This is a genomic window from Curvibacter sp. APW13 (assembly GCF_032337135.1).
In the GTDB taxonomy this organism is placed as follows: Bacteria; Pseudomonadota; Gammaproteobacteria; order Burkholderiales; family Burkholderiaceae_C; genus Allorhodoferax.
In genome coordinates, this window is record NZ_JAVXZZ010000001.1 from 1,223,900 (window position 1) to 1,242,590 (window position 18,691).

Annotated in this window: 20 protein-coding genes and 1 pseudogene; 15 read left to right on the plus strand and 6 right to left on the minus strand. The window is 64.3% G+C overall.

Annotated features, from left to right (window positions below; genetic code table 11):
- Positions 1-57: 57 nt before the first annotated feature.
- From RQP54_RS05580 to RQP54_RS05590, 3 genes are all read left to right on the plus strand, one after another.
- Entirely contained in the window at positions 58-1,500 is a 1,443-nt protein-coding gene (locus RQP54_RS05580; RefSeq protein ID WP_315677178.1) for a coniferyl aldehyde dehydrogenase, read from the plus strand.
- Between the two features lie 80 nt (positions 1,501-1,580).
- A complete protein-coding gene (locus tag RQP54_RS05585; RefSeq protein ID WP_315677179.1) occupies positions 1,581-3,185 on the plus strand; it encodes a GMC family oxidoreductase in 1,605 nt (534 codons plus the stop codon).
- 73 nt (positions 3,186-3,258) lie between these two features.
- The gene (locus RQP54_RS05590) at positions 3,259-4,032 is read left to right on the plus strand and encodes a carbon-nitrogen hydrolase family protein (RefSeq protein ID WP_315677180.1); all 774 of its coding nucleotides are present in this window, start codon (positions 3,259-3,261) and stop codon (positions 4,030-4,032) included.
- A gap of 66 nt (positions 4,033-4,098) precedes the next feature.
- On the opposite strand, the gene RQP54_RS05595 is transcribed toward RQP54_RS05590, so the two are convergent.
- Positions 4,099-4,911, minus strand: coding sequence for a substrate-binding periplasmic protein (locus RQP54_RS05595; protein ID WP_315677181.1), 813 nt, complete (start codon positions 4,909-4,911; stop codon positions 4,099-4,101).
- Positions 4,912-5,040: 129 nt separating this feature from the next.
- Here RQP54_RS05595 and gstA point away from each other — a divergent pair, with 129 nt between their 5' ends.
- Entirely contained in the window at positions 5,041-5,649 is a 609-nt protein-coding gene (gene gstA, locus RQP54_RS05600; protein ID WP_315677758.1) for a glutathione transferase GstA, read from the plus strand.
- A gap of 91 nt (positions 5,650-5,740) precedes the next feature.
- Here the strand turns inward: gstA and RQP54_RS05605 are convergent, their stop codons facing one another.
- Positions 5,741-8,101 carry a heavy metal translocating P-type ATPase gene (locus RQP54_RS05605; protein WP_315677182.1) on the minus strand — a complete coding sequence of 787 codons (2,361 nt, stop codon included), beginning with the start codon at positions 8,099-8,101 and terminating at the stop codon, positions 5,741-5,743.
- 65 nt (positions 8,102-8,166) lie between these two features.
- Between RQP54_RS05605 and RQP54_RS05610 the strand changes: the two genes are divergently transcribed.
- The 6 genes and pseudogenes from RQP54_RS05610 (at position 8,167) to RQP54_RS05635 (ending at position 10,620) form a co-directional block, all read left to right on the plus strand.
- On the plus strand, positions 8,167-8,364 hold the full coding sequence (locus tag RQP54_RS05610) for a heavy-metal-associated domain-containing protein (RefSeq protein ID WP_315677183.1): 198 nt from the start codon (positions 8,167-8,169) through the stop codon (positions 8,362-8,364).
- A 79-nt stretch (positions 8,365-8,443) separates the two neighbouring features.
- Positions 8,444-9,106 carry a Crp/Fnr family transcriptional regulator gene (locus tag RQP54_RS05615; RefSeq protein ID WP_315677184.1) on the plus strand — a complete coding sequence of 221 codons (663 nt, stop codon included), beginning with the start codon at positions 8,444-8,446 and terminating at the stop codon, positions 9,104-9,106.
- Between the two features lie 319 nt (positions 9,107-9,425).
- Positions 9,426-9,671, plus strand: coding sequence for a hypothetical protein (locus RQP54_RS05620; RefSeq protein ID WP_315677185.1), 246 nt, complete (start codon positions 9,426-9,428; stop codon positions 9,669-9,671).
- Positions 9,672-9,707: 36 nt separating this feature from the next.
- Positions 9,708-9,974 carry a translation initiation factor IF-1 gene (gene infA / locus RQP54_RS05625; RefSeq protein WP_315677186.1) on the plus strand — a complete coding sequence of 89 codons (267 nt, stop codon included), beginning with the start codon at positions 9,708-9,710 and terminating at the stop codon, positions 9,972-9,974.
- 80 nt (positions 9,975-10,054) lie between these two features.
- Positions 10,055-10,318, plus strand: a pseudogene (locus tag RQP54_RS05630) (RNA recognition motif domain-containing protein); the annotation flags it as partial.
- A gap of 107 nt (positions 10,319-10,425) precedes the next feature.
- Positions 10,426-10,620: a DUF2892 domain-containing protein gene (locus RQP54_RS05635; RefSeq protein WP_315677187.1), complete on the plus strand. Its 195-nt coding sequence runs from the start codon at positions 10,426-10,428 to the stop codon at positions 10,618-10,620.
- 152 nt (positions 10,621-10,772) lie between these two features.
- Here RQP54_RS05635 and RQP54_RS05640 read toward each other — a convergent pair whose 3' ends face one another.
- A complete protein-coding gene (locus RQP54_RS05640) occupies positions 10,773-11,702 on the minus strand; it encodes a recombination-associated protein RdgC (protein ID WP_315677188.1) in 930 nt (309 codons plus the stop codon).
- A 158-nt stretch (positions 11,703-11,860) separates the two neighbouring features.
- Here RQP54_RS05640 and RQP54_RS05645 point away from each other — a divergent pair, with 158 nt between their 5' ends.
- The 3 genes from RQP54_RS05645 (at position 11,861) to RQP54_RS05655 (ending at position 13,554) form a co-directional block, all read left to right on the plus strand.
- Positions 11,861-12,376 (plus strand): Spy/CpxP family protein refolding chaperone, encoded by a 516-nt coding sequence (locus RQP54_RS05645; RefSeq protein ID WP_315677189.1) that lies wholly within the window; start codon positions 11,861-11,863, stop codon positions 12,374-12,376.
- A gap of 141 nt (positions 12,377-12,517) precedes the next feature.
- Positions 12,518-13,327 carry a DUF2189 domain-containing protein gene (locus tag RQP54_RS05650; RefSeq protein WP_315677190.1) on the plus strand — a complete coding sequence of 270 codons (810 nt, stop codon included), beginning with the start codon at positions 12,518-12,520 and terminating at the stop codon, positions 13,325-13,327.
- Positions 13,328-13,338: 11 nt separating this feature from the next.
- A complete protein-coding gene (locus tag RQP54_RS05655; RefSeq protein ID WP_315677191.1) occupies positions 13,339-13,554 on the plus strand; it encodes a DUF2788 domain-containing protein in 216 nt (71 codons plus the stop codon).
- 24 nt (positions 13,555-13,578) lie between these two features.
- Here the strand turns inward: RQP54_RS05655 and RQP54_RS05660 are convergent, their stop codons facing one another.
- The 3 genes from RQP54_RS05660 to RQP54_RS05670 all read right to left on the minus strand — a co-directional run bounded on the left by RQP54_RS05660 (position 13,579) and on the right by RQP54_RS05670 (position 16,714).
- Positions 13,579-14,154 (minus strand): NnrU family protein, encoded by a 576-nt coding sequence (locus RQP54_RS05660; protein ID WP_315677192.1) that lies wholly within the window; start codon positions 14,152-14,154, stop codon positions 13,579-13,581.
- On the minus strand, positions 14,151-15,701 hold the full coding sequence (locus RQP54_RS05665; protein WP_315677193.1) for a diguanylate cyclase: 1,551 nt from the start codon (positions 15,699-15,701) through the stop codon (positions 14,151-14,153). Before RQP54_RS05665 ends, RQP54_RS05660 begins: the two co-directional genes overlap by 4 nt.
- Positions 15,702-15,766: 65 nt before the next feature.
- On the minus strand, positions 15,767-16,714 hold the full coding sequence (locus RQP54_RS05670; protein WP_315677194.1) for an alpha/beta hydrolase: 948 nt from the start codon (positions 16,712-16,714) through the stop codon (positions 15,767-15,769).
- Positions 16,715-17,072: 358 nt separating this feature from the next.
- Between RQP54_RS05670 and minC the strand changes: the two genes are divergently transcribed.
- Positions 17,073-17,861: a septum site-determining protein MinC gene (minC, locus tag RQP54_RS05675; RefSeq protein WP_315677195.1), complete on the plus strand. Its 789-nt coding sequence runs from the start codon at positions 17,073-17,075 to the stop codon at positions 17,859-17,861.
- A gap of 14 nt (positions 17,862-17,875) precedes the next feature.
- On the plus strand, positions 17,876-18,691 hold the full coding sequence (gene minD / locus RQP54_RS05680; RefSeq protein WP_315677196.1) for a septum site-determining protein MinD: 816 nt from the start codon (positions 17,876-17,878) through the stop codon (positions 18,689-18,691).

Consider the following 18,691-nt stretch of genomic DNA (forward strand, 5'->3'; position numbering starts at 1 on the left):
ACGGTCGTGCGTATCGTCACGCGCCATCGTCTGCCCTAACCCTTAGTGAGGTTCACCATGTCCGCCATCCCCTTGCACGCCGTCACCCCCATCGATGTGGTGCGCAATGAACTCGAAGCCACGCTCAAGCTTCAGCGTGATGCCTACCTGGCCCACCCCTACCCCAGCTACGCCGAGCGCCGTGCCGACCTGAAGAAACTGCAGGCCTTCATCCGCGACTACCGCGATGCCATCGTCGACGCCATCAACCAGGACTACGGCAACCGCTCGCGCCACGAAACCCTGTTCGCCGAAATCTTCTCGGTAATCGACGGCGTGGACCACACCTTGAAGCACCTGCGCAGCTGGATGCGCCCGCAGCGCCGCGGCATCGACTGGCTCAACTTCTTTGGCGCGAGCAACCGCGTCATCCCCCAGCCGCTTGGCGTGGTGGGCTCCATCGTGCCCTGGAACTTCCCCATCAACCTCGCCTTCGGGGGCCTGATCGCCGCCATGGCGGCCGGCAACCGCTGCATGGTCAAGATGTCGGAAAACTCCCGTCACCTCGCCGCCCTGCTGATCGAGAAGATGCCGGCCTACTTCCCACGCGAGAAGCTGGCCTTCTTTGACGAGACCGGCGGCGTGGGCATCGAGTTCTCCAAACTCAAGTTCGACCACCTGCTGTTCACGGGCTCGGGCCAGACCGGCCGCGCCGTCATGGCCGCCGCCGCTGCCAACCTGGTACCCGTGACCCTGGAGCTCGGTGGCAAGTCGCCCGCCATCGTCTGCGACGACTTCAACCTGCGCAAGGCCGCCGAGCGCCTGCTGTTTGTGAAGTGCTTCAACGCCGGCCAGATCTGCACCACCGTGGACTACGCCTACATCCCCCGTGCCAAGGTGAAGGAGTTCGTGGAGATGGCCAAGGACATCGTCTCCACCCGCTACCCCACGCTCGACACCCAGGACTTCACTTCGATGATTGACAAGCGCTCCTTCCACCGCGTGATCGAAGCGATGGAAGAAGCCCGTGCTGGCGGCGCCGAGCTGATCCAGCTCATTCCCGGCAAGCCCTGGGATGAGACCACCCACAAGATCGCCCCGCACATCGTGCTCAATGCGCCCGACAACTGCTCGCTGCGCACCCGCGAGATCTTCGGGCCCGTACTGCCAGTATTGCCCTACGACTCGATCGAGGAGCCCATCGCCGCCATCAACGCCCGTCCGCGCCCGCTGGCGCTGTACCCCTTCAGCAATGACAAGGCGCTGGTGCACGACCTGCTGCACCGCGTCATGTCCGGCGGCGTGAGCGTCAACGACGGACTGTTCCACGTCGGCCAGCACGACCTGCCCTTCGGTGGCGTGGGCGACAGCGGCATGGGCCACTACCACGGCTACGAAGGGTTCGTCACCTTCTCCAAGATGCGCCCGGTGTTCTACCAGGCACCGTTCAGCGCCGTGAAGTTCCTGTGGCCGCCCTACGGCAAGTTCGCCACCAAGTACCTGCACTTCCTGACCAAGTAAATCCGACCGGGCATGCATGCGCATGCGGCCCGCCTGCGAGCGCCCCACAGAGGGCGCGCCCCCCTGACCGAGAGAGACCCATGCAAGAATTTGACTACGTGATCGTCGGTGGCGGCTCCGCCGGCTGCGCCCTGGCCGGACGCCTGAGCGAAGACCCGAACACCACGGTGTGCGTGCTCGAAGCCGGTGGCGAAGACCACTCGGTGTTCGTGCGTGCACCCTTGGGCATCATCGCCATGGTGCCCTGGGGGCTGATGAACAGCTGGCACTACTTCACCACACCGCAGAAGGGCTTCAACGGCCGCCAAGGCTTCCAGCCGCGCGGCAAGGTGCTCGGGGGCTCCAGCTCCATCAACGCCATGGTCTACACCCGCTGCAACCGCAACGACTACGACGGCTGGGCCGCCCTGGGCAACCCCGGCTGGAGCTACGCCGACCTGCTGCCACTGTTCAAGCGCGCCGAAAACAGCCACTGCTTCAGCAACAACGAATACCACGGCAACAGCGGCCCATTGCACGTGAGCTACGTGCGCAGTCCCAGTGCCATCAACGAAGCCTTCATGCAGGCCTGCGTGGAAAAGGGCATCCCCATCAACCCCGACTACAACGGCGAGAAGCAGTACGGCATTTCGCGCACCCAGGCCACCCAGTACAACGGCGAGCGCTGGAATGCGGCCCGTGCCTACCTGCATGCCAATGCCGACCGCAAGAACCTGACCGTGCGCACCGGCAGCCATACCCGCAAGGTGCTGTTCGAGGGTCTCAAGGCGGTGGGCGTCGAGGTCAAGCGCAACGGGGCCATCGAGCAGGTGCGCGCACGCAAGGAGGTCATCGTCAGCGCTGGCGCCTTCGGCTCACCCCAGCTGCTCATGCTCTCTGGCATCGGCCCCAAGGCGCACCTGGAACAGCACGGCATCACCGTCCTCCAGGACCTGCCGGGTGTGGGCCAGAACCTGCAGGACCACCTGACCAGCTCCATCATCTTCCGCACCCCGCGCTGGAAGGACACCATCGGCAACTCGATCCGCGGCGCCTGGGAACTCATTAAGGCGGTCTTCGAATGGCGCTCCAAGCGCACCGGCTGGGTCGCGACCCCGGTGTCGGAGACCAACGGTTTCGTCAGCACCTGCGGCAACACCGAGCATCCGGACATCCAGTTCGCGCTGCTGCCCAGCATCGTGGACAACCACACCCGCCGCCAGCACCTCGGCCACGGTTTCACGCTGCACACCACGCTGATGCGCCCCAAGAGCCGCGGCAGCGTCACGCTGCAGAGCGCCGACCCGCACCAGGCACCGCGCATCGACCCGGGCTTCCTGACCCACCCCGATGACATGGCGGTGTCGATCAAAGGGGCGCAGATGGGCTTCGAGGTGATCCATGCCAAGGCCATGGACAGCTTCCGCGGCAAACCGCTGGTGGCCTTCGACTACAAGGACCCCAAGGCCATGGAGGCCTACCTGCGCGCCACCTGCGACACCGAGTACCACCCGGTAGGCACCTGCAAGATGGGCCCGGACTCGGACCCGATGGCCGTGGTCGATGCCCAGTTGCGCGTCAGGGGCGTGCAAAACCTGCGCGTGGTGGACGCCTCCATCATGCCCAACCTGGTATCCGGCAACACCAACGCCCCCAGCATGGTGATCGGGGAAAAGGCGGCCGACCTGATCCGCGGCCTGGCCTGAGCGCCCTGTTCTGCCTGCCGGTGCGCAGGCGGTGGGGCAGAATCTCGGTTCCTGCCCCTCTCCCTCAAGCACCATGCCTTCTTTCACCCTGGCCGCTGCACAGAGTTGCTCTGTGGACGCCGACATCGCGGCCAACCTGCAGCATCACCTCGCCTTGGTGCAGGCAGCCTCCGAGCACGGGGTGCAATGGATGGTGTTTCCCGAGCTTTCGCTCACCGGCTACGTGCTGCCGCAACTGGCGAGCCTGGCGCGATACATCACACCCAGCACATGGGAACCGCTGCAAACGGCTGCGCAACAGTACGGCATGGCCATCACGGTCGGCCTGCCGGTGCAGGAGGCCGGGCAGGATCTCCCCTGCATTGCCACGCTCACCCTGCATCCGCACGGCGCACCGGTGCTGTACTGCAAGCAATACCTGCATGGCAGTGAGCAGCAATACGCCGCAGCCAGCCCCACAGGCTTTGCCCCCCATGTCCAGGCGCTCCCGGGTGGGGACGACACCCCGCTGCAGATCGCCTCGGCGATCTGCTTCGACAGCAACCAGGCCACACACGCCCAGGCTGCAGCGCACGCGGGTGCCCAGGTCTATGCCGCCGGGGTGCTGGTCTCGCCCCAGGGCTACGCTGCGGACAGTGCGCTGTGGCAACAGGCGGCCCGGCAGCACGCCCTGTGTGTGCTGGTAGCCAACCATGGCGCAGCCACCGGCCCCTATGCCAGCGCCGGGCGCAGCGCCTGCTGGGGACCTGACGGCACGCTGCTCGGTGAAGTGCCTGGCCTGGGGCCGGGCCTGCTGGTGCTCCAGCTGGACAGCACTGGGTACCGCGCCACCTGCCAAATGCTCTGAACTTGATAGCTGGCTGCGCAGTATCTGCGCGGAAAAAAGCCCTATCCGATTGGAATCCTTGCTGAATCAGAAATCCGTGGGGCGCTCGCCACGGAATACCGATTCCCGCGCCATGTCCGCCGGCAGGAAATGGCCGTAGATCTTGCCTACGGTGCCATCCTTGATCATCTTGCTCAGCAATTGATCCCAGGCCTGGGCCTGCTCCGGCCGGAAACTCTTGCGCGACAGGATGAACGCCCCAACCGACTCTTGGTCCTTTGGCACCCAGTCCAGGAAACGCAAGGCCGCCATCTCTGCGTCCCCAAGGTAGGAACGGAACACCACGGGCTGGGCAAAAACCAAGTCGACAATGCCTGACTGCAATAGCCGCAAGTTCTCCTGCACATCGGCCGACTCCACTACCCGCTCCTGGCTTCGCACATGCGCCAGGAACTCGTCCACCGCAGCCTCATGCCGGAAACCGCGCACCACGCCGACCTTGCCACTGGACGCTTCGAACGCCTGCATGGAGCGCCAGGGGCTGCCCGGTGCATCGCGCAACAAGGCCAGGTTACGGGTGCGGAAATAGGGCAGCATGTAGCCAAACCGTCGACGCTCGGGCGTCGGAATGGCAGCCGTTGCCAGGTCCAGGCTGCCACGCTCCAGTTCGGTCCAGATCCGGGCCCGGGGCAGAACGACGAACTCGTATTGGCACCCCGTGCGCTTGGCGAGTGCCTCGAGCAAGCGGGGGTCGATGCCATCCCCGGTATCGCTGCGGTACAGCACCCCGTACTCGAACAACGCGACGCGGACCGGACGATCGCAGAAGCGCGGGTCTGCCTGCGCAGCCCCGGTCAGCCACGCGACCAGTCCCAGCATTCCGATGACGCGTCGAAACATGCCCTGCGTTGTACACACAAGCAAGCGGCCCGTGTGCAGAAATTTGAACGCTGCATGCAACGCCCTGCGACGATGCGCCTGCCAACCCACCCTAGCATGCAGACTTCATCGACCCTGCTGGAACCACCCATGAAGCTCTACTACTCCCCCGGCGCCTGCTCGCTGTCTCCCCACATCGCCCTGCATGAAGCCGGTTTGGCCTTCGAAGCCATCCCCGCGCCCACCAAGACGCACAAGCTGCCCGATGGCACCGACTTCTACACCATCAACCCGCTCGGCTACGTGCCCTACCTGACGCTGGACGACGGTCGCAGCCTGCACGAGGGTCCGGCCATCGTGCAGTACATCGCCGACCAGGTGCCGGCCAAGCAGCTCGCGCCCGCCAACGGAACCTATGAACGCTACAAGCTGCAGGAATGGCTGACCTTCATCGGTACCGAGCTGCACAAGACCTTCTCGCCCCTGTTCGTGCCGGGCACCCCCGAAGCGACCAAAACCGCATCCGTCGACCGCATCCACAACCGCCTGAAGTGGGTGGAAGGCGAACTGGCCGGCAAGCAGTACCTGATGGGCGACCAGTTCACCGTGGCCGACGGCTACCTCTTCACCGTCACCAACTGGGGGCAGTACGTGGGCGTGGACCTGTCCGTCTACCCCAACCTCGTGGCCTACCGTGCCCGCGTGGCGGCCCGCCCGGCCGTGCAGGCCGCCATGAAGGCAGAAGGTTTGCTGAAGTAAGCCTGTTGCTCTATTTTCGGAAGCAGCCTGCGCACTATTGGCGCGGGCTACAAGCTGAAATTACTTTAAAAAGGCCTGGTCCGGCAGCGGATCAGGCCTTGTTGCTTTCCGCGGCCACGGCCGCGCCCTCGGGCTTCCAGCGCTTGAGCAGCAGCGCGTTGGTGAGCACGCTCACCGAACTCATGGCCATCGCTGCCCCGGCGATCACCGGGTTCAGGTAACCCAGCGCCGCCAGCGGAATGCCGGCCGCGTTGTAGAAGAAAGCCCAGAACAGGTTCTGGCGGATCTTCTTCACCGTGCGCCGCGAAATGTCCAGCGCAGCCACCAAGAGGCGTGGGTCACCACGCATGAGGGTGATGCCCGCGGCATGCATGGCCACGTCGGTGCCATTGCCCATGGCCAGGCCCACATCGGCCGCCGCCAGGGCCGGGGCATCGTTCACGCCGTCGCCCACCATGGCCACCGTGTAACTGGTAGCCACGCCCAGACCCTTGGTCGCGCCCAGTGTGCCGGGCGCGATGACACCGTCCCGCGGAATCGCCTCCAAGCCGCGCTGGCGCAGCGCCGTCACCAGCGCGGACTTGTCGCCCGGCAGCACCTCGGCCACCACCTCGCCGCGGTCGACCGCCAGACCCAGCGTTTTCGCCATGGCCTGCGCCGCACCGCGGTTGTCGCCGGAAATCATCACGGTGCCGATGCCGCGTGCATGCAGCGCTGCCAGGGCCTCCCTCGCGCCCTCCTTGGGCACATCGGCAAAGGCCAGCAGGCCCAGCAGCACCACGCTGTCATCGCGTTGCTGCCCGAGCGCCGACACCGTGGAGCCGGCAGTCTGCAATTCCTTGGCCCGCAGCAACAGGGGTGAAGGCACCATGCCCAATTCCTGCATCCAGCGCAGGCTGCCCATCACGAAGCGGTGTTCTCCCACCGTGGCCTGCAGCCCACGGCCTTGCACGGCCTGGACATCGGTGCAGGGGGTCAGGACCAGATGCTTCTCCTGCGCCGCCTGCACCACGGCATGGGCCAGCGGGTGGGTGCTGGCGGTCTGCACGCTGGCGGCCACGGCCAGCAGGGCCTCTTCATCCACGCCCGGGGCCACTTCAAAGGCGGTCAGGCGCGGGCGCCCCACCGTCAGGGTGCCGGTCTTGTCCATGGCCACGATCTGCACCTTATGCGCCAACTCTAGCGCCTGCGCGTCCTTGATCAGGATGCCGTACTTGGCCGCCACCCCCGTACCGGCCATGATGGCCGCAGGTGTGGCCAGGCCCAAGGCGCAGGGACAGGCAATGACCAGCACCGCCACGCTGCGGATCAGCGCCGTTTCCCAACCGGCTCCCATCCACCACCAGCCCAGCAGGGTGGCCAGGGCAATGACCAGCACGGTAGGCACGAACACGCTGCTCACCTGATCGACCAGGCGCTGGATCGGCGCCTTGGCCGCCTGCGCGTCTTCCACCAGGCGGATGATGCGTGCCAGCACGGTGTCGCTGCCGGACGCCTTCACGTACATCACCAGGCGGCCGTCGCCGTTGATCGAACCACCGGTCAGGGTCGAGAGCGGGTCGCGCGGAGCCGCCATCGCGTCCATCGGCAAGCCGCGCTTGTCCACGGGCAGGGGTTCGCCCGTGAGCATGGACTCGTCCACCTGCGTGCGGCCTTCGAGCATCCAGCCGTCGGCCGGAATGCGCTCACCGGGCTTGACCACCACGCGGTCGCCCACCAGCAACTCACTCACGGGCACATCCACTTCCCCGTCGGGGCCGATCAGGTGCGCCACTTCGGGGCGCAGTGCATGCAGCGCGCGGATGGCTGCCGTGGTCTGGCGCTTGGCCCGGGCTTCCAGCCACTTGCCCAGCAGCACCATGGTCACCACCACCGCCGAGCCTTCGAAATACAGGTGCGGCGCGTGGCCTTCGTGGGCGTTCATCCACAGCCACACCGACAGTGCCCAGCCGGCCGTGGTGCCGATGGCCACCAGCAGATCCATGTTGCCGCTGAATGCCCGCACCGCGTGCCAGGCCCCCTTGTAGAAGCGCCAGCCCAGGCCGAACTGCACCGGCGTGGCCAGCAGGAACTGCCACAGCGCGGGAAGCATCCAGTGCTGGCCGAACAGGTCGCCCACCATGGGCACGACCAGCGGAAGGGAGAGCGCCAGGCCCAGGCCCACGGGTGCAAAGCCGGCCCAGGGCCCTTCGTCCGGTGCGTCCACCGCCGCATCCTTGGCCCGCGGTTCGTAGCCGGCATCGCGCACTGCGCGTGCAATGCGGGCCTGCGCCGTGTCCGACGCCTGCACCACCACCCGGGCCGATTCGGTGGCCAGGTTCACGCTGGCCGACTGCACACCCTCGACCTTGCCCAGCGCCCGCTCGACCCGTGCCACGCAGGAGGCACAGGTCATGCCCCCTATACCGATGTCGATTTCACACACGTCGCCGCTTTGTTCGGTGCTGCTCATGGTCAGGATGGTGGAACGCAATGCCGATATAGTAAGGCGTGTTTTCTACTGACAGGGGTATCCCCATGAACCAGACCTTTACCGTCACCGGCATGACCTGCGGCCACTGCGAAAAAGCCGTCACCAAGGCGATCACCCGCATCGATCCGCAGGCCCAGGTGCAGATCGACCGCCCGGCCAACAAGGTGCAGGTCGAGACGGAAAAGCCGCGCCAGGACATTGCCAAAGCCATCACCGAAGAAGGCTACCAGGTACAGGACTGAGCAAGGAAGGCGCTCTGCTTTTCATAGCTTGCTACGCAATATACACGACGGCTGCGCAGCAAAACTGCCTCCAAACCAGATGGAAACTCTTCCCGCAGCCCTGCAGGACCTGTACCCCGCCCTGACGCAGGTACAGCCCCCGCTCGCCAGCCTGCCGCAGGCGCTCACGCCCATGGAAGTGCCTGCCGGTGCAGTGCTCTTCAACGAAAACGCGGCCTGCCAGGGATTTCCGCTGGTGCTCGACGGCGAGGTCAAGGTGTCGCGCCATTCGGCTGATGGGCGCTCGCTGGAGCTGTACCGGGTGGTGCCGGGCGAGTTGTGCCTGGCCTCCAGCGCCAGCCTGTTCCGCACCCAGCCGCTCTCGGCCAGCGGCGTCACCACCAAGGCCACCCGGCTCGTGGTCATCCCGCCCGACGTCTTCGCGCGCTGGCTGGAAACGCCGGCCTTCCGCAACGAGGTGCTGGGGCTGTTTGCCGAACGCATGGCCGACCTCACCAGCCTGATCGACGCCGTGGCCTTCCACAAGCTCGATGCCCGCCTGGCCGCGGCCTTGCTGGGCCATGGCAGCGACATCCACACCACCCACCAGACCCTGGCCGATGAACTGGGCACCGTGCGCGAGATGGTGACGCGCGTGCTGCGCCGCTTCGAGCGCGAAGGCTGGGTCACGCTGGGACGCGAACACATCCACATCGCACAAGGCGCAGCGCTGCGCGCACTGGCCGCCACGCTCGCACGCTGACGCGTCCGAAAAATAAATTCCCCACGGGAAACTCCCACGGGGTATACTGCGCGGGCTCGAGCGACTTGCTTACCTTTGCTCCAGCCTCTGTTGCACACGGTGCACGCCCTCAAACCCGGGGCCTCCACCCGCCCAGATCGCCCCGATACGGCATCCTCGGCAGTCTCCATTTCCTCTCGCGGCAAGCCCCCCCTCCGGTCTTCTCCTTGTTTCTGACCGGGACACAGCGCAAGCGGCCTGTGCCGCATCGATCCGCGTTCACGCCGATCGTTTGACTACCCCTTTACCTGCAGGACGACCCCGGTCGCCCTGGCACACGATGATTACCACCCTAGAAAAAGCATTCTCCGTGGGCAAGTACCTTGTCTCACCCTCCACCCATACCACCGACGACGGCCAGTTCACGGCCTGTGTCTCCATCCGCAGCGGCCGCGGCAGTGGCACGCACGACCGCATCTACCGCTTCGTGCCCGAGTTTTCCGAACGCGACAGCGCCCTGCGCTACGCCGTGAACGAAGGCATGCGCTGGTTGGCCCAGCGGCACCCCAGCGGTCTGGCGGCCTGACCGCCTTCTCTCCCACATTCACTCCCAGGAGCCCCCATGGCCAAAGAAGAACTGATTGAAATGAGCGGCAAGGTCGACGAAGTGCTGCCGGACTCGCGCTATCGCGTCACCTTGGACAATGGCCATGAACTGATCGCCTACACCGCGGGCAAGATGCGCAAGCACCACATCCGCATCCTGGCCGGCGACAAGGTCACCCTGGAGCTCTCGCCCTATGACCTGGGCAAGGGCCGCATCACCTTCCGCCACCTCGAGCCGCGCACCGGTGGTGCCATGCCGAAACGGCGCACGTTTTCCCGTTGAACGGGTCGCACGACCCTTCGACTCTCCCCCGCACCTGCCTCGATGAGGGACCGGGTGCACTTTACTGAAAGGCTCACACCATGAGCAGCAAACTGTACGTAGGCAACCTGGCATATGCCGTCCGCGATGCGGACCTCCACACCAACTTCTCCGAATTCGGCACCGTGGTCTCGGCCAAGGTCATGTCCGACCGCGACACCGGCCAGTCCAAGGGCTTTGGCTTTGTCGAAATGTCGTCCGCCAGCGAAGCGCAAGCGGCCATTTCCGGCCTGCACGGCCTGTCGGTCTCCGGCCGCTCCATCGTCGTCAACGAAGCGCGCCCCCAGGCGCCGCGCGCACCGCGCTATTGAGATCGCGTGCCGGCGCTTGCGCTTGGGTGACTTCGGTCACATACTTCGGGCAGTACATGGTGTCCAATCACCGCATTGATTCCAACTGCAAGGAGTAAACCATGAAAGCCAACGTCGGCGGCATCGACCGCGTTCTTCGCATCGTCATCGGCCTGGTGCTGATCGGATTGACTGTCACCGGCACCATCGGCGCATGGGGTTGGCTGGGCATCGTCCCGCTGGCCACCGGCGCCATCGGCTGGTGCCCGCCCTATGCCATCTTCGGGTTCAACACCTGCGCGATGAAAAAGGAATAAGCACGCTTTCCATCCTGCCTTACCAGGGGATGATGCGCCCGCCAGTGCAAGCTGGTCGGGCGCTTTTTCATTGCAGGGCCATCCCAAGATAAAAACGCCCCCGCGGGGGGCAGCGACCCGCGCAGCGGTGGAGCGTGGGGGCGCTGTGTGTTTTAGGCCGCAGCGCCAGCGGTCTGGCCCAGCGGAACCTCGCCACCCAAGGCTTCCAGCAGGTCGTCCAGCAGGGGCGACAACTCCCCCGTGGCAATGGCGATGTCGGCATCGAAACTGTCATCGCGCCCGTCACCGGCAGCGCCGCTGTTTTCCTCCAGCACCACGTCCAGGATCGCCAGCTTCTTGAGCTGCAAGCTTTCCGTGAGCACGAAGGACACGCGCTCGTTCCAGGTCAGCGCCAGCCGCGTGGGCAGCTTGCCCTGCTCGACGTGCTGTACCACCTCATCCGTATCGAGCGCGTGGCGCGTGTAGCGCACCACCGACTTGGATTCGTCCGCTGCCTTGAGTTCGCACTCGCGGTCCACGCTGAAGCCCTGCGGCGCCTCGCGTTCGCGCAACCAGTGCGCCATGGCGGCAGCCGGTGAGGTCTGGGTGTTGATGAGCGCCACCGACAGCCCGCCCACTGCCTTGATCAAGGCCGTCATGACCTCGTCGGCGCGGGCCGTGCTGCCACAGTCCAGCACCAGCAGATTGTCCTGGGGGCTGATCCAGACCATGGTCGTGCCGATCTTGGAAAACGCCATCGGCAGCAAGGCATTGCGGGCGTCGTCGGTCAGGTCACGCCGTTCCTTCTTGCCGGGCTTGCGGCCGGTCTGGGCCTCGATGCGGTCGACTTCGTCCTGCACCTTGCGCTTGACCACCGACGAGGGCACGCTCTTGACCTCGATCTGCAGCTTCAGGATCCACTGACCACCCACCACTTCAACCAAAGGGCCGTGGGCATGGCCACGCGGCTCCACCCAACCCACCGACTTTTCCTGCGACGCCCCGCACTCGGCGAATCGACCCGCCTGCAGCGCATCCTCGAGATCGGCCTGCGAAGTCGTCCACGGGGACTGCAGCCGGTACACCATCACGTTCTTGAACACATTCCATCCTTGAAGTAATCGGCTATTTTCAACCATTCGGGCGTCCCATCTTTACCCGGCGTTTGCCCACGCTTGGCAACACCCTTACAGTGCCGCCAGACACTGGCCACCATGCCGATGGCGATGTCCGCCCAGGCTGAACAGCAAAGGAAACTGCCATGAAACAAACCCTCAAGACTCTGGTTCTGGTCACCGCCCTGGGTACCGCCGCCCTTGCGGCCGTCGCGCAACCCATGATGGGTGGGCACGAGGAGGGCATGGGTGCCGGCCGCATGGGCCAGCGCGACCCGGCCAAGATGGGAGCCATGATGGCCAAGCGCGCCGATGCCCTCAAGGCGCAGCTCAAGCTCACTCCCGAGCAGGAGCCGGCCTGGAACGCCTGGGTCTCTGCCATGAAGCCGGACGCCAAGTCCAAGCCGCAACGCCCCAACCGCGAAGAACTGGACAAGCTCAGCACCCCCGAGCGCATCGACAAGATGCGGGCCCTGCGCAACGAGCAGCACAGTGCAATGATGGCTGAAATGGACAAACGCGACCAGGCCACCAAGACCTTCTACGCCAGCCTCAACGCCGAGCAGAAGAAGGTCTTCGACAACCAGCACATGCGCATGGCTGGCCACGAACGGGGACAAGCCGGCGGCGCTGGCAAGGCCCCCAACACTGCCAAACCCTGAACGGCCGCATACCCCAGCCCACGAGGGCACTCCTTTGCCGGGGTGCCCTTTTTTCTGCCCCGGTCCCACAGAACCGTCTTGTGTGCAGTGCAATAATGGCGCTTCGGATACTGCACCCCGTTTCCACCACCGCCTGTGCCCATGACCCACGCCGACCCGACGTTGCCCCCGGTCCGTACCCTTCCTGCGTCTGCACCCCTGCAATGGCTGGCCCTGGGCTGGCACGACCTGCGACGCGCTCCCTGGCTGAGCCTGGCCCACGGCCTGGCATTCGTCCTGGGCGGCATCGTCATCACCGCCATTGCCGGAAACCGTTTCTGGCTGCTGGCAGGCGCCTTTTCCGGGTTTCTGCTGGTGGCACCCGTGCTGGCTACCGGCCTCTACGCCATCAGCCGCGCCCTGGAGCAGGGCCAGACCGTGACGTTTTCCCTGATCTTGGGTACCTGGCTGAACTGGCACAAGGGGCGCCTGCACGCCTGGGATGCCCAGTACTGGAGCATGGTGCGCTTTGGCATCGGACTGGCGCTCGCGGCCACCGGCTGGGTCCTGACTTCGGCCGCGCTGATCACCCTGGCCAGCCCAGTCCCCATCCACACCCCCAGCGACTTCGTCCAGCACGTGGTGCTGGCCCAGCAAGGCTGGCTGTTTGAACTCTGGCTCGCCGTGGGCGGCATGATGGCCGCACCGGTATTTGCCTCCACCGCCGTGACCATGCAATTGCTGCTGGATAGGCGCATGACCGTCTTTCAGGCCGTGGTGACCAGCTGGCAAGCCGTGCTGGACAACCCGCAGACACTGGCGCTGTGGGCGGCCTTGATCATGGTCCTGACGCTGGTCGGCTTTGCGACCGCCCTGCTGGGCCTGGTGGTGGTGGTTCCGCTGCTCGGGCATGCCAGCTGGCACGCTTACCGGGCCCTGGTGGACGCCAGCCAATGGCCGGCGCGGGATTGAGGAACGGCGCCATGTTTGGATTCACCGAAGAACAAATCGCGGGCTTTGGCATGAGCTTCGGCCTGGCGGCCTTCATGCTCTACATGCTGTTCATCATCGGCAACCTGGCCTGGAAGAACAAGGTCGGCAAGTTCGGCACCTTCGTCATGTTCCTGGGCCTGTCCTTCGGCATGGTCGGCTTCGTCGCCAAGATCCTGATCCAGTGGTGGCTGGAGCGCGGGCACTGAAACCCGCAGCACCGGAAAACCCGGTCAGAAGGGTTTGATGCCGATAAGCAGTCCGTGCAGCAGCACGGCGAAGACCGCATAAGCGGCGACACCCACGCCCAGTGCCAGCACCGTCGCACCGGCATTGGACGCCGGGTACTGCACACCGGCTGCCCGGTCACGCCGACGCAGCGACACGAAATCCAGTACGCCCCAAGCCAGGAAGGCGCCGAACAGGACGACGGTCTCCAGCCGACCCGTCATCAACAGGTGTGCCAGGGCCCAGGTCTTCACACCCAACACCATCGGGTGCCCAACACGGGCCTTGATGGCATTGCGCGGTACGTAGGCTGCCACCAGCAGCACGAAGGCCACCAGAACCAGCAGCGAGCCGATATGGCGCAAGGCAAGCGGTGGGGTCCACAGCACCACTGGGGTCTCTCGGGCCACCCCGAAACCAAAGACGATCAAGGCAAACCCGGCCAGCGACAACAGCGAATACAGGCCCTTGTAGGCACCTTCGCCACGCGACTGCAGCACACGGCTGCGCCAATCGTCGGCAACGATGCGCACCGAGTGCAGCCCCAGGAACAACACCAATCCAACCACGAGATACGTCATGCGCCCACCACCCTGTTCTTTCCGGCCCGTTTGGCCAAGTACATGCCCTGGTCGGCCCGCCTGATCGCGTCGGCCGCCGCTTCACCTTCTGCCACCTGCGCCACCCCGGCGCTGAAGGTGATCAGGATCTTTTCCGTGCCCGACAGGAAAAAGCGCTTGGTCAGCTCACGCTGCAGTCGGGTCATGGCCTCGATGCCGTTGTCCAGTGCCGTGTCCGGCAACAGGATGACAAACTCCTCACCGCCATAGCGCGCGAGCGTGTCCTGCGGGCGCATGCATTCGCGCGCCACCGTGGCCAGGTGCTTCAAGGCCTGGTCGCCGGTGTCGTGGCCCATGCTGTCGTTGAGCTTCTTGAAGTTGTCGATGTCCAGCAAGGCCACGCACAGCGGCTGCTCCTTGCGCCGCATGGTCGAGAGTTCCTTTTCCACCGCTTCGTCCAGTCCCTTGCGGTTGAGCGCGCCGGTGAGCGGGTCGTGGCGCGCCTGCTCGCTCACGCGGTCAAGTTCGCGGTGCAGACGGCCCAGTTCGTCCTCGGTCTGGCGTGCGCGCTCGCGCATGGCCTCCAATTCAGCCCCTGAAGCCTTGCTCCGCTCCGACATGGCGCGCGTGGCACTCACCACTTCCTTGAGCACCGGCGCAATCTCTTCGATGGATTTGGCCGACTCGATGGCCCGTGCACTTTCCTCCAGCTTGCCGCTGAAATTGCCGGTGGATGCAGTCAGCTCCGACAGGCGTTCGATGAAGACCGCCAGCATCTGGCGCATGTCTTCCTGCGCCTGCACCATGCGCCCCTTGGCTTCCTTCTGCTTGTGGATCACGTCCTTGAGTCGCACCGCCACATCGTCGAGGCGGCGCAGGCTCAAGGGTGGTTGGGCAGCGTTCTTGAGCGCATCGATCTGGCCCTTGAGCCACTGTTCCTCGACGCTGAGTTCCGAAATGTTCTCGAACACCAGATGCAATAGCTGCAGCAGCCCCTTCTTGATCTCGGCCTGGTCTTCCGCCGTGAAGGACAGGCGGTCGCTGTAATTGCGCAGCATCAGCTTGGCGGCCACCGCATCCACACTGGGCTGGCGCAGCGCCTTGATCAGTGCGTCGGTTTGCACGACAAAGCGTTCGTCGTCGTCGCCCAAGGCCGGCTTGGCGAACTCGATCATGCGGGCAATCATGGCGAAGAATTCCGGCGTCAACGCAGGTGCCGTCGCCGTGTCCCGCGCCGCAGAGCTACCCACCACCGCCGATGGTGCCTCCGCATCATCCTGGGACGGCGCGAATCCGCCATAGCCCATCAGCGCGGTCTTCACACCATCCCAGTTCATGCGGTCCACGGCCGACTCCAGCAAGCCTTTCTGGCGCTGCTGCCCCGGCGTCTTGGCCGGCAATGCCCGGGCAATGTCGCGCAGGGTGTCCAGCGGAAAAGGTTGCACTTGCGGTATGCCGGCGATCTCGTTGTAGATCGACTGGTAATTCATCGGCGTCGGCACCAGCTTGCGCGCCGTGAGCTGCTTGAGCGTCTCACGCGCAATTTCAAAGGGCTTTTTTTCCGTCATTGTCGTCGCTATCACATTCAGAGCGCTTCACGCAGCACTTACGCGGGCCACAGGCCGTTACACCACTATTTCAGTTGCAGGAATCGACGCACTGCCAGGGCCGTTGCCTGGGGGTCCTCCTCGTGCGGCACGTGGCCCAGGGCGTCGAAGACCACCAGCTGCGAGCCTGCAATATCGGCATGGAACTTTTCCGCATTCTCCAATGGAACCAGCCGATCCTGTGCACCCCACAGGATCAGGGTGGGTTGGCGGATGGTCTTGATCTTGTCCTGATCGCCCCACAGGCGTTGGTCCATGCGCTGCGCCAATGCCTTGCGGTTGCCTTCACGCAGCGTCAACTCGAAGAAGCGGTCCACCAGTTCAGGCGTGACCTTCTCCGGCTGACCATAGACATTGCGCACACTGGACTCGATGACGCCGCGCGGCAGCACATACTCCATCAGGCTGCGCACCCCTGGCAGACGTGCAATCTGAAAGCCGATCGGAACCGACTTTGGCTGCAAGGGGTAGCCGGCAGCATCCACCAGAATCAGCCTTTCCACCCGCTGCGGTGCCGCCACGGCCACGCCCCAGGCGATCTGCCCGCCCAGGGAATTGCCACCCACCACAGCCCGTGGCACCTGCAACTTGTCCATCACGGCCAACACGAAGCGCACATACATCGCGATCGAATAGTCGCCATCGGGCTGCGGTCCGGTCAGACCGAACGCGGGCAGGTCGAAACGAATCACCCGACGCTGCGGACTCAGGGCCGCCACCCAGCCATTCCAGCAGTGCAGGCTGTCGGAGGTACCGTGCAGCAGCACGATGGGTATGGGATCGTCACGCGGACCTTCGTCACGGATGTGGACCTGCATTCCCATGACCTCGATCATCTGCGACGGCGCCTGGGCCCAACGCGGGGCGAGTTCTGCCACCGTGCGGTCACGCTCCCAGAATACAGCCACCGTCAGCAGCACCAGCGCCAACACGGTGGCCAACAACCACGCTACGACCTTTGCCACCTGTTTCATCATCACGCAGACATCCTTGAATAAAGCTGTGTACAACTTTCTGGTAACCGATCACTTATCCACAGATCGCTACCGTCGTGGGAACTTATCCAGTTTTCCGGTACAGCAGCGAAGCACAACCGCCCACAGCCATGGAAGTACCGCAAGCTTTTGATTTGCAAGGGGATTTTGCCGTTTTCCACACAACTTGGCCAAGCCTATCTACTACGACTATCTTTTAAATAAGAAATAAAAGAAATAACAGGAACAACTTTTTGGGCAAATCCGGGCATTTCACTATCTCCAGGCGATCCGTCCATTGCCAAAGCACGATCAAGTAAGATTTGGGGTTGTACCGAACCTCCCGCATCGCCCATTCATGCCACTGAGCTCCCCCGTAGCCACCTCATCGTCTGCCTCCAGCAGCTTTGAAATCAAGAGTGCGCAACTGCCTTTGGTGGCCATGCTGGTGCATACCGATCAGTGGCAGCAGTTGCAGACGGACCTGCTGGCCAAATTCGGTCCCCAGGGGGAAAGTCCCGATTTTTTCGACCATGATGCGCTGGTACTCGATTTTTCTGCGCTTCCTGCGGATACCCCGGTAGACGATCTGGTCCCCCTGCTCAAGACCTTGCGCCAATGCAACCTGATGCCGGTGGCAATCCGGGGTGCCAGCGACGCGTGGATGCAAGCGGGACGCGAACTGGGTTTGTACCAGGCCGAACCCGAAGTGCGCCGACCGCATCCCAAGGAAACGGCGCAAACGCAAGCAGTGCAGATCCAGGAAGTGGTCCGCGAGGTTGTGCGTGAAGTGCCCGGGCCGGGCACCATGGTGGTCGACAAGCCACTGCGCTCGGGCCAGAAAGTCTATGCCCGTGGCGGCGATCTGGTCGTGCTGGCTCCTGTGAACCAGGGGGCGGAAGTGGTGGCCGACGGCAACATCCATGTCTATTCGACCCTTCGGGGCAAGGCCATGGCCGGCGCACGCGGCAATGCCAATGCACGCATCTTCGCGTTGAGTCTGGACCCTGAACTGGTGTCCATTGCCGGTGTCTACCGAACCAGCGAAACCCCCCTGCCCGCCGATGTGCGCGGCCAAGCCGCCCAGGTGCGCCTGAGTACCGACGGTGGCCTGGAAAAACTGTTGTTTGAAGCCCTCAAATCCTGAAAGAGAAGCAATTCATGGCAAAAATCATCGTGGTGACCTCGGGCAAAGGTGGCGTCGGCAAGACCACCACCAGCGCCAGCTTTGCAACCGGCCTGGCCCTCAAGGGTTTCAAGACCGCGGTCATCGACTTCGACGTCGGTCTGCGCAACCTCGACCTCATCATGGGTTGCGAGCGCCGCGTGGTGTACGACCTGATCAATGTGATCCATGGCGAAGCCAACCTGAACCAGGCCCTGATCAAGGACAAGCAGTGCGACAACCTCTACGTGCTGGCGGCATCGCAGACCCGCGACAAGGACGCACTGACCCAGGATGGCGTGGAGAAGGTCCTGAAGGACCTGGCCGCCATGGATTTCGACTACATCGTCTGCGATTCGCCAGCCGGTATCGAAACCGGGGCTCTGATGGCCATGCATTTTGCCGATGAGGCGCTGGTGGTCACCAACCCCGAGGTGTCCTCGGTGCGCGACTCCGACCGCATCCTGGGCATGCTGTCCTCCAAGACCAAGCGTGCCATGGAGGGCTCGGAGCCGATCAAGGAACACCTGCTGATCACGCGCTACAACCCGTCGCGTGTGGATTCGGGCCAGATGCTGTCGCTCGAAGACATCCAGGACATCCTGCGCATCAAGCTCATCGGTGTCATTCCCGAAAGCGAATCGGTACTGCAGGCGTCCAACCAGGGTGTTCCGGCCGTGCACATGCAGGGCAGTGACGTGTCCGAGGCCTACAAGGACGTGATCGAGCGATTCCTGGGCAAGGACGTGCCCATGCGTTTCACCGATGCGCCCAAGCAAGGCCTGCTCAAGCGCCTGTTCGGAGGCAAATAA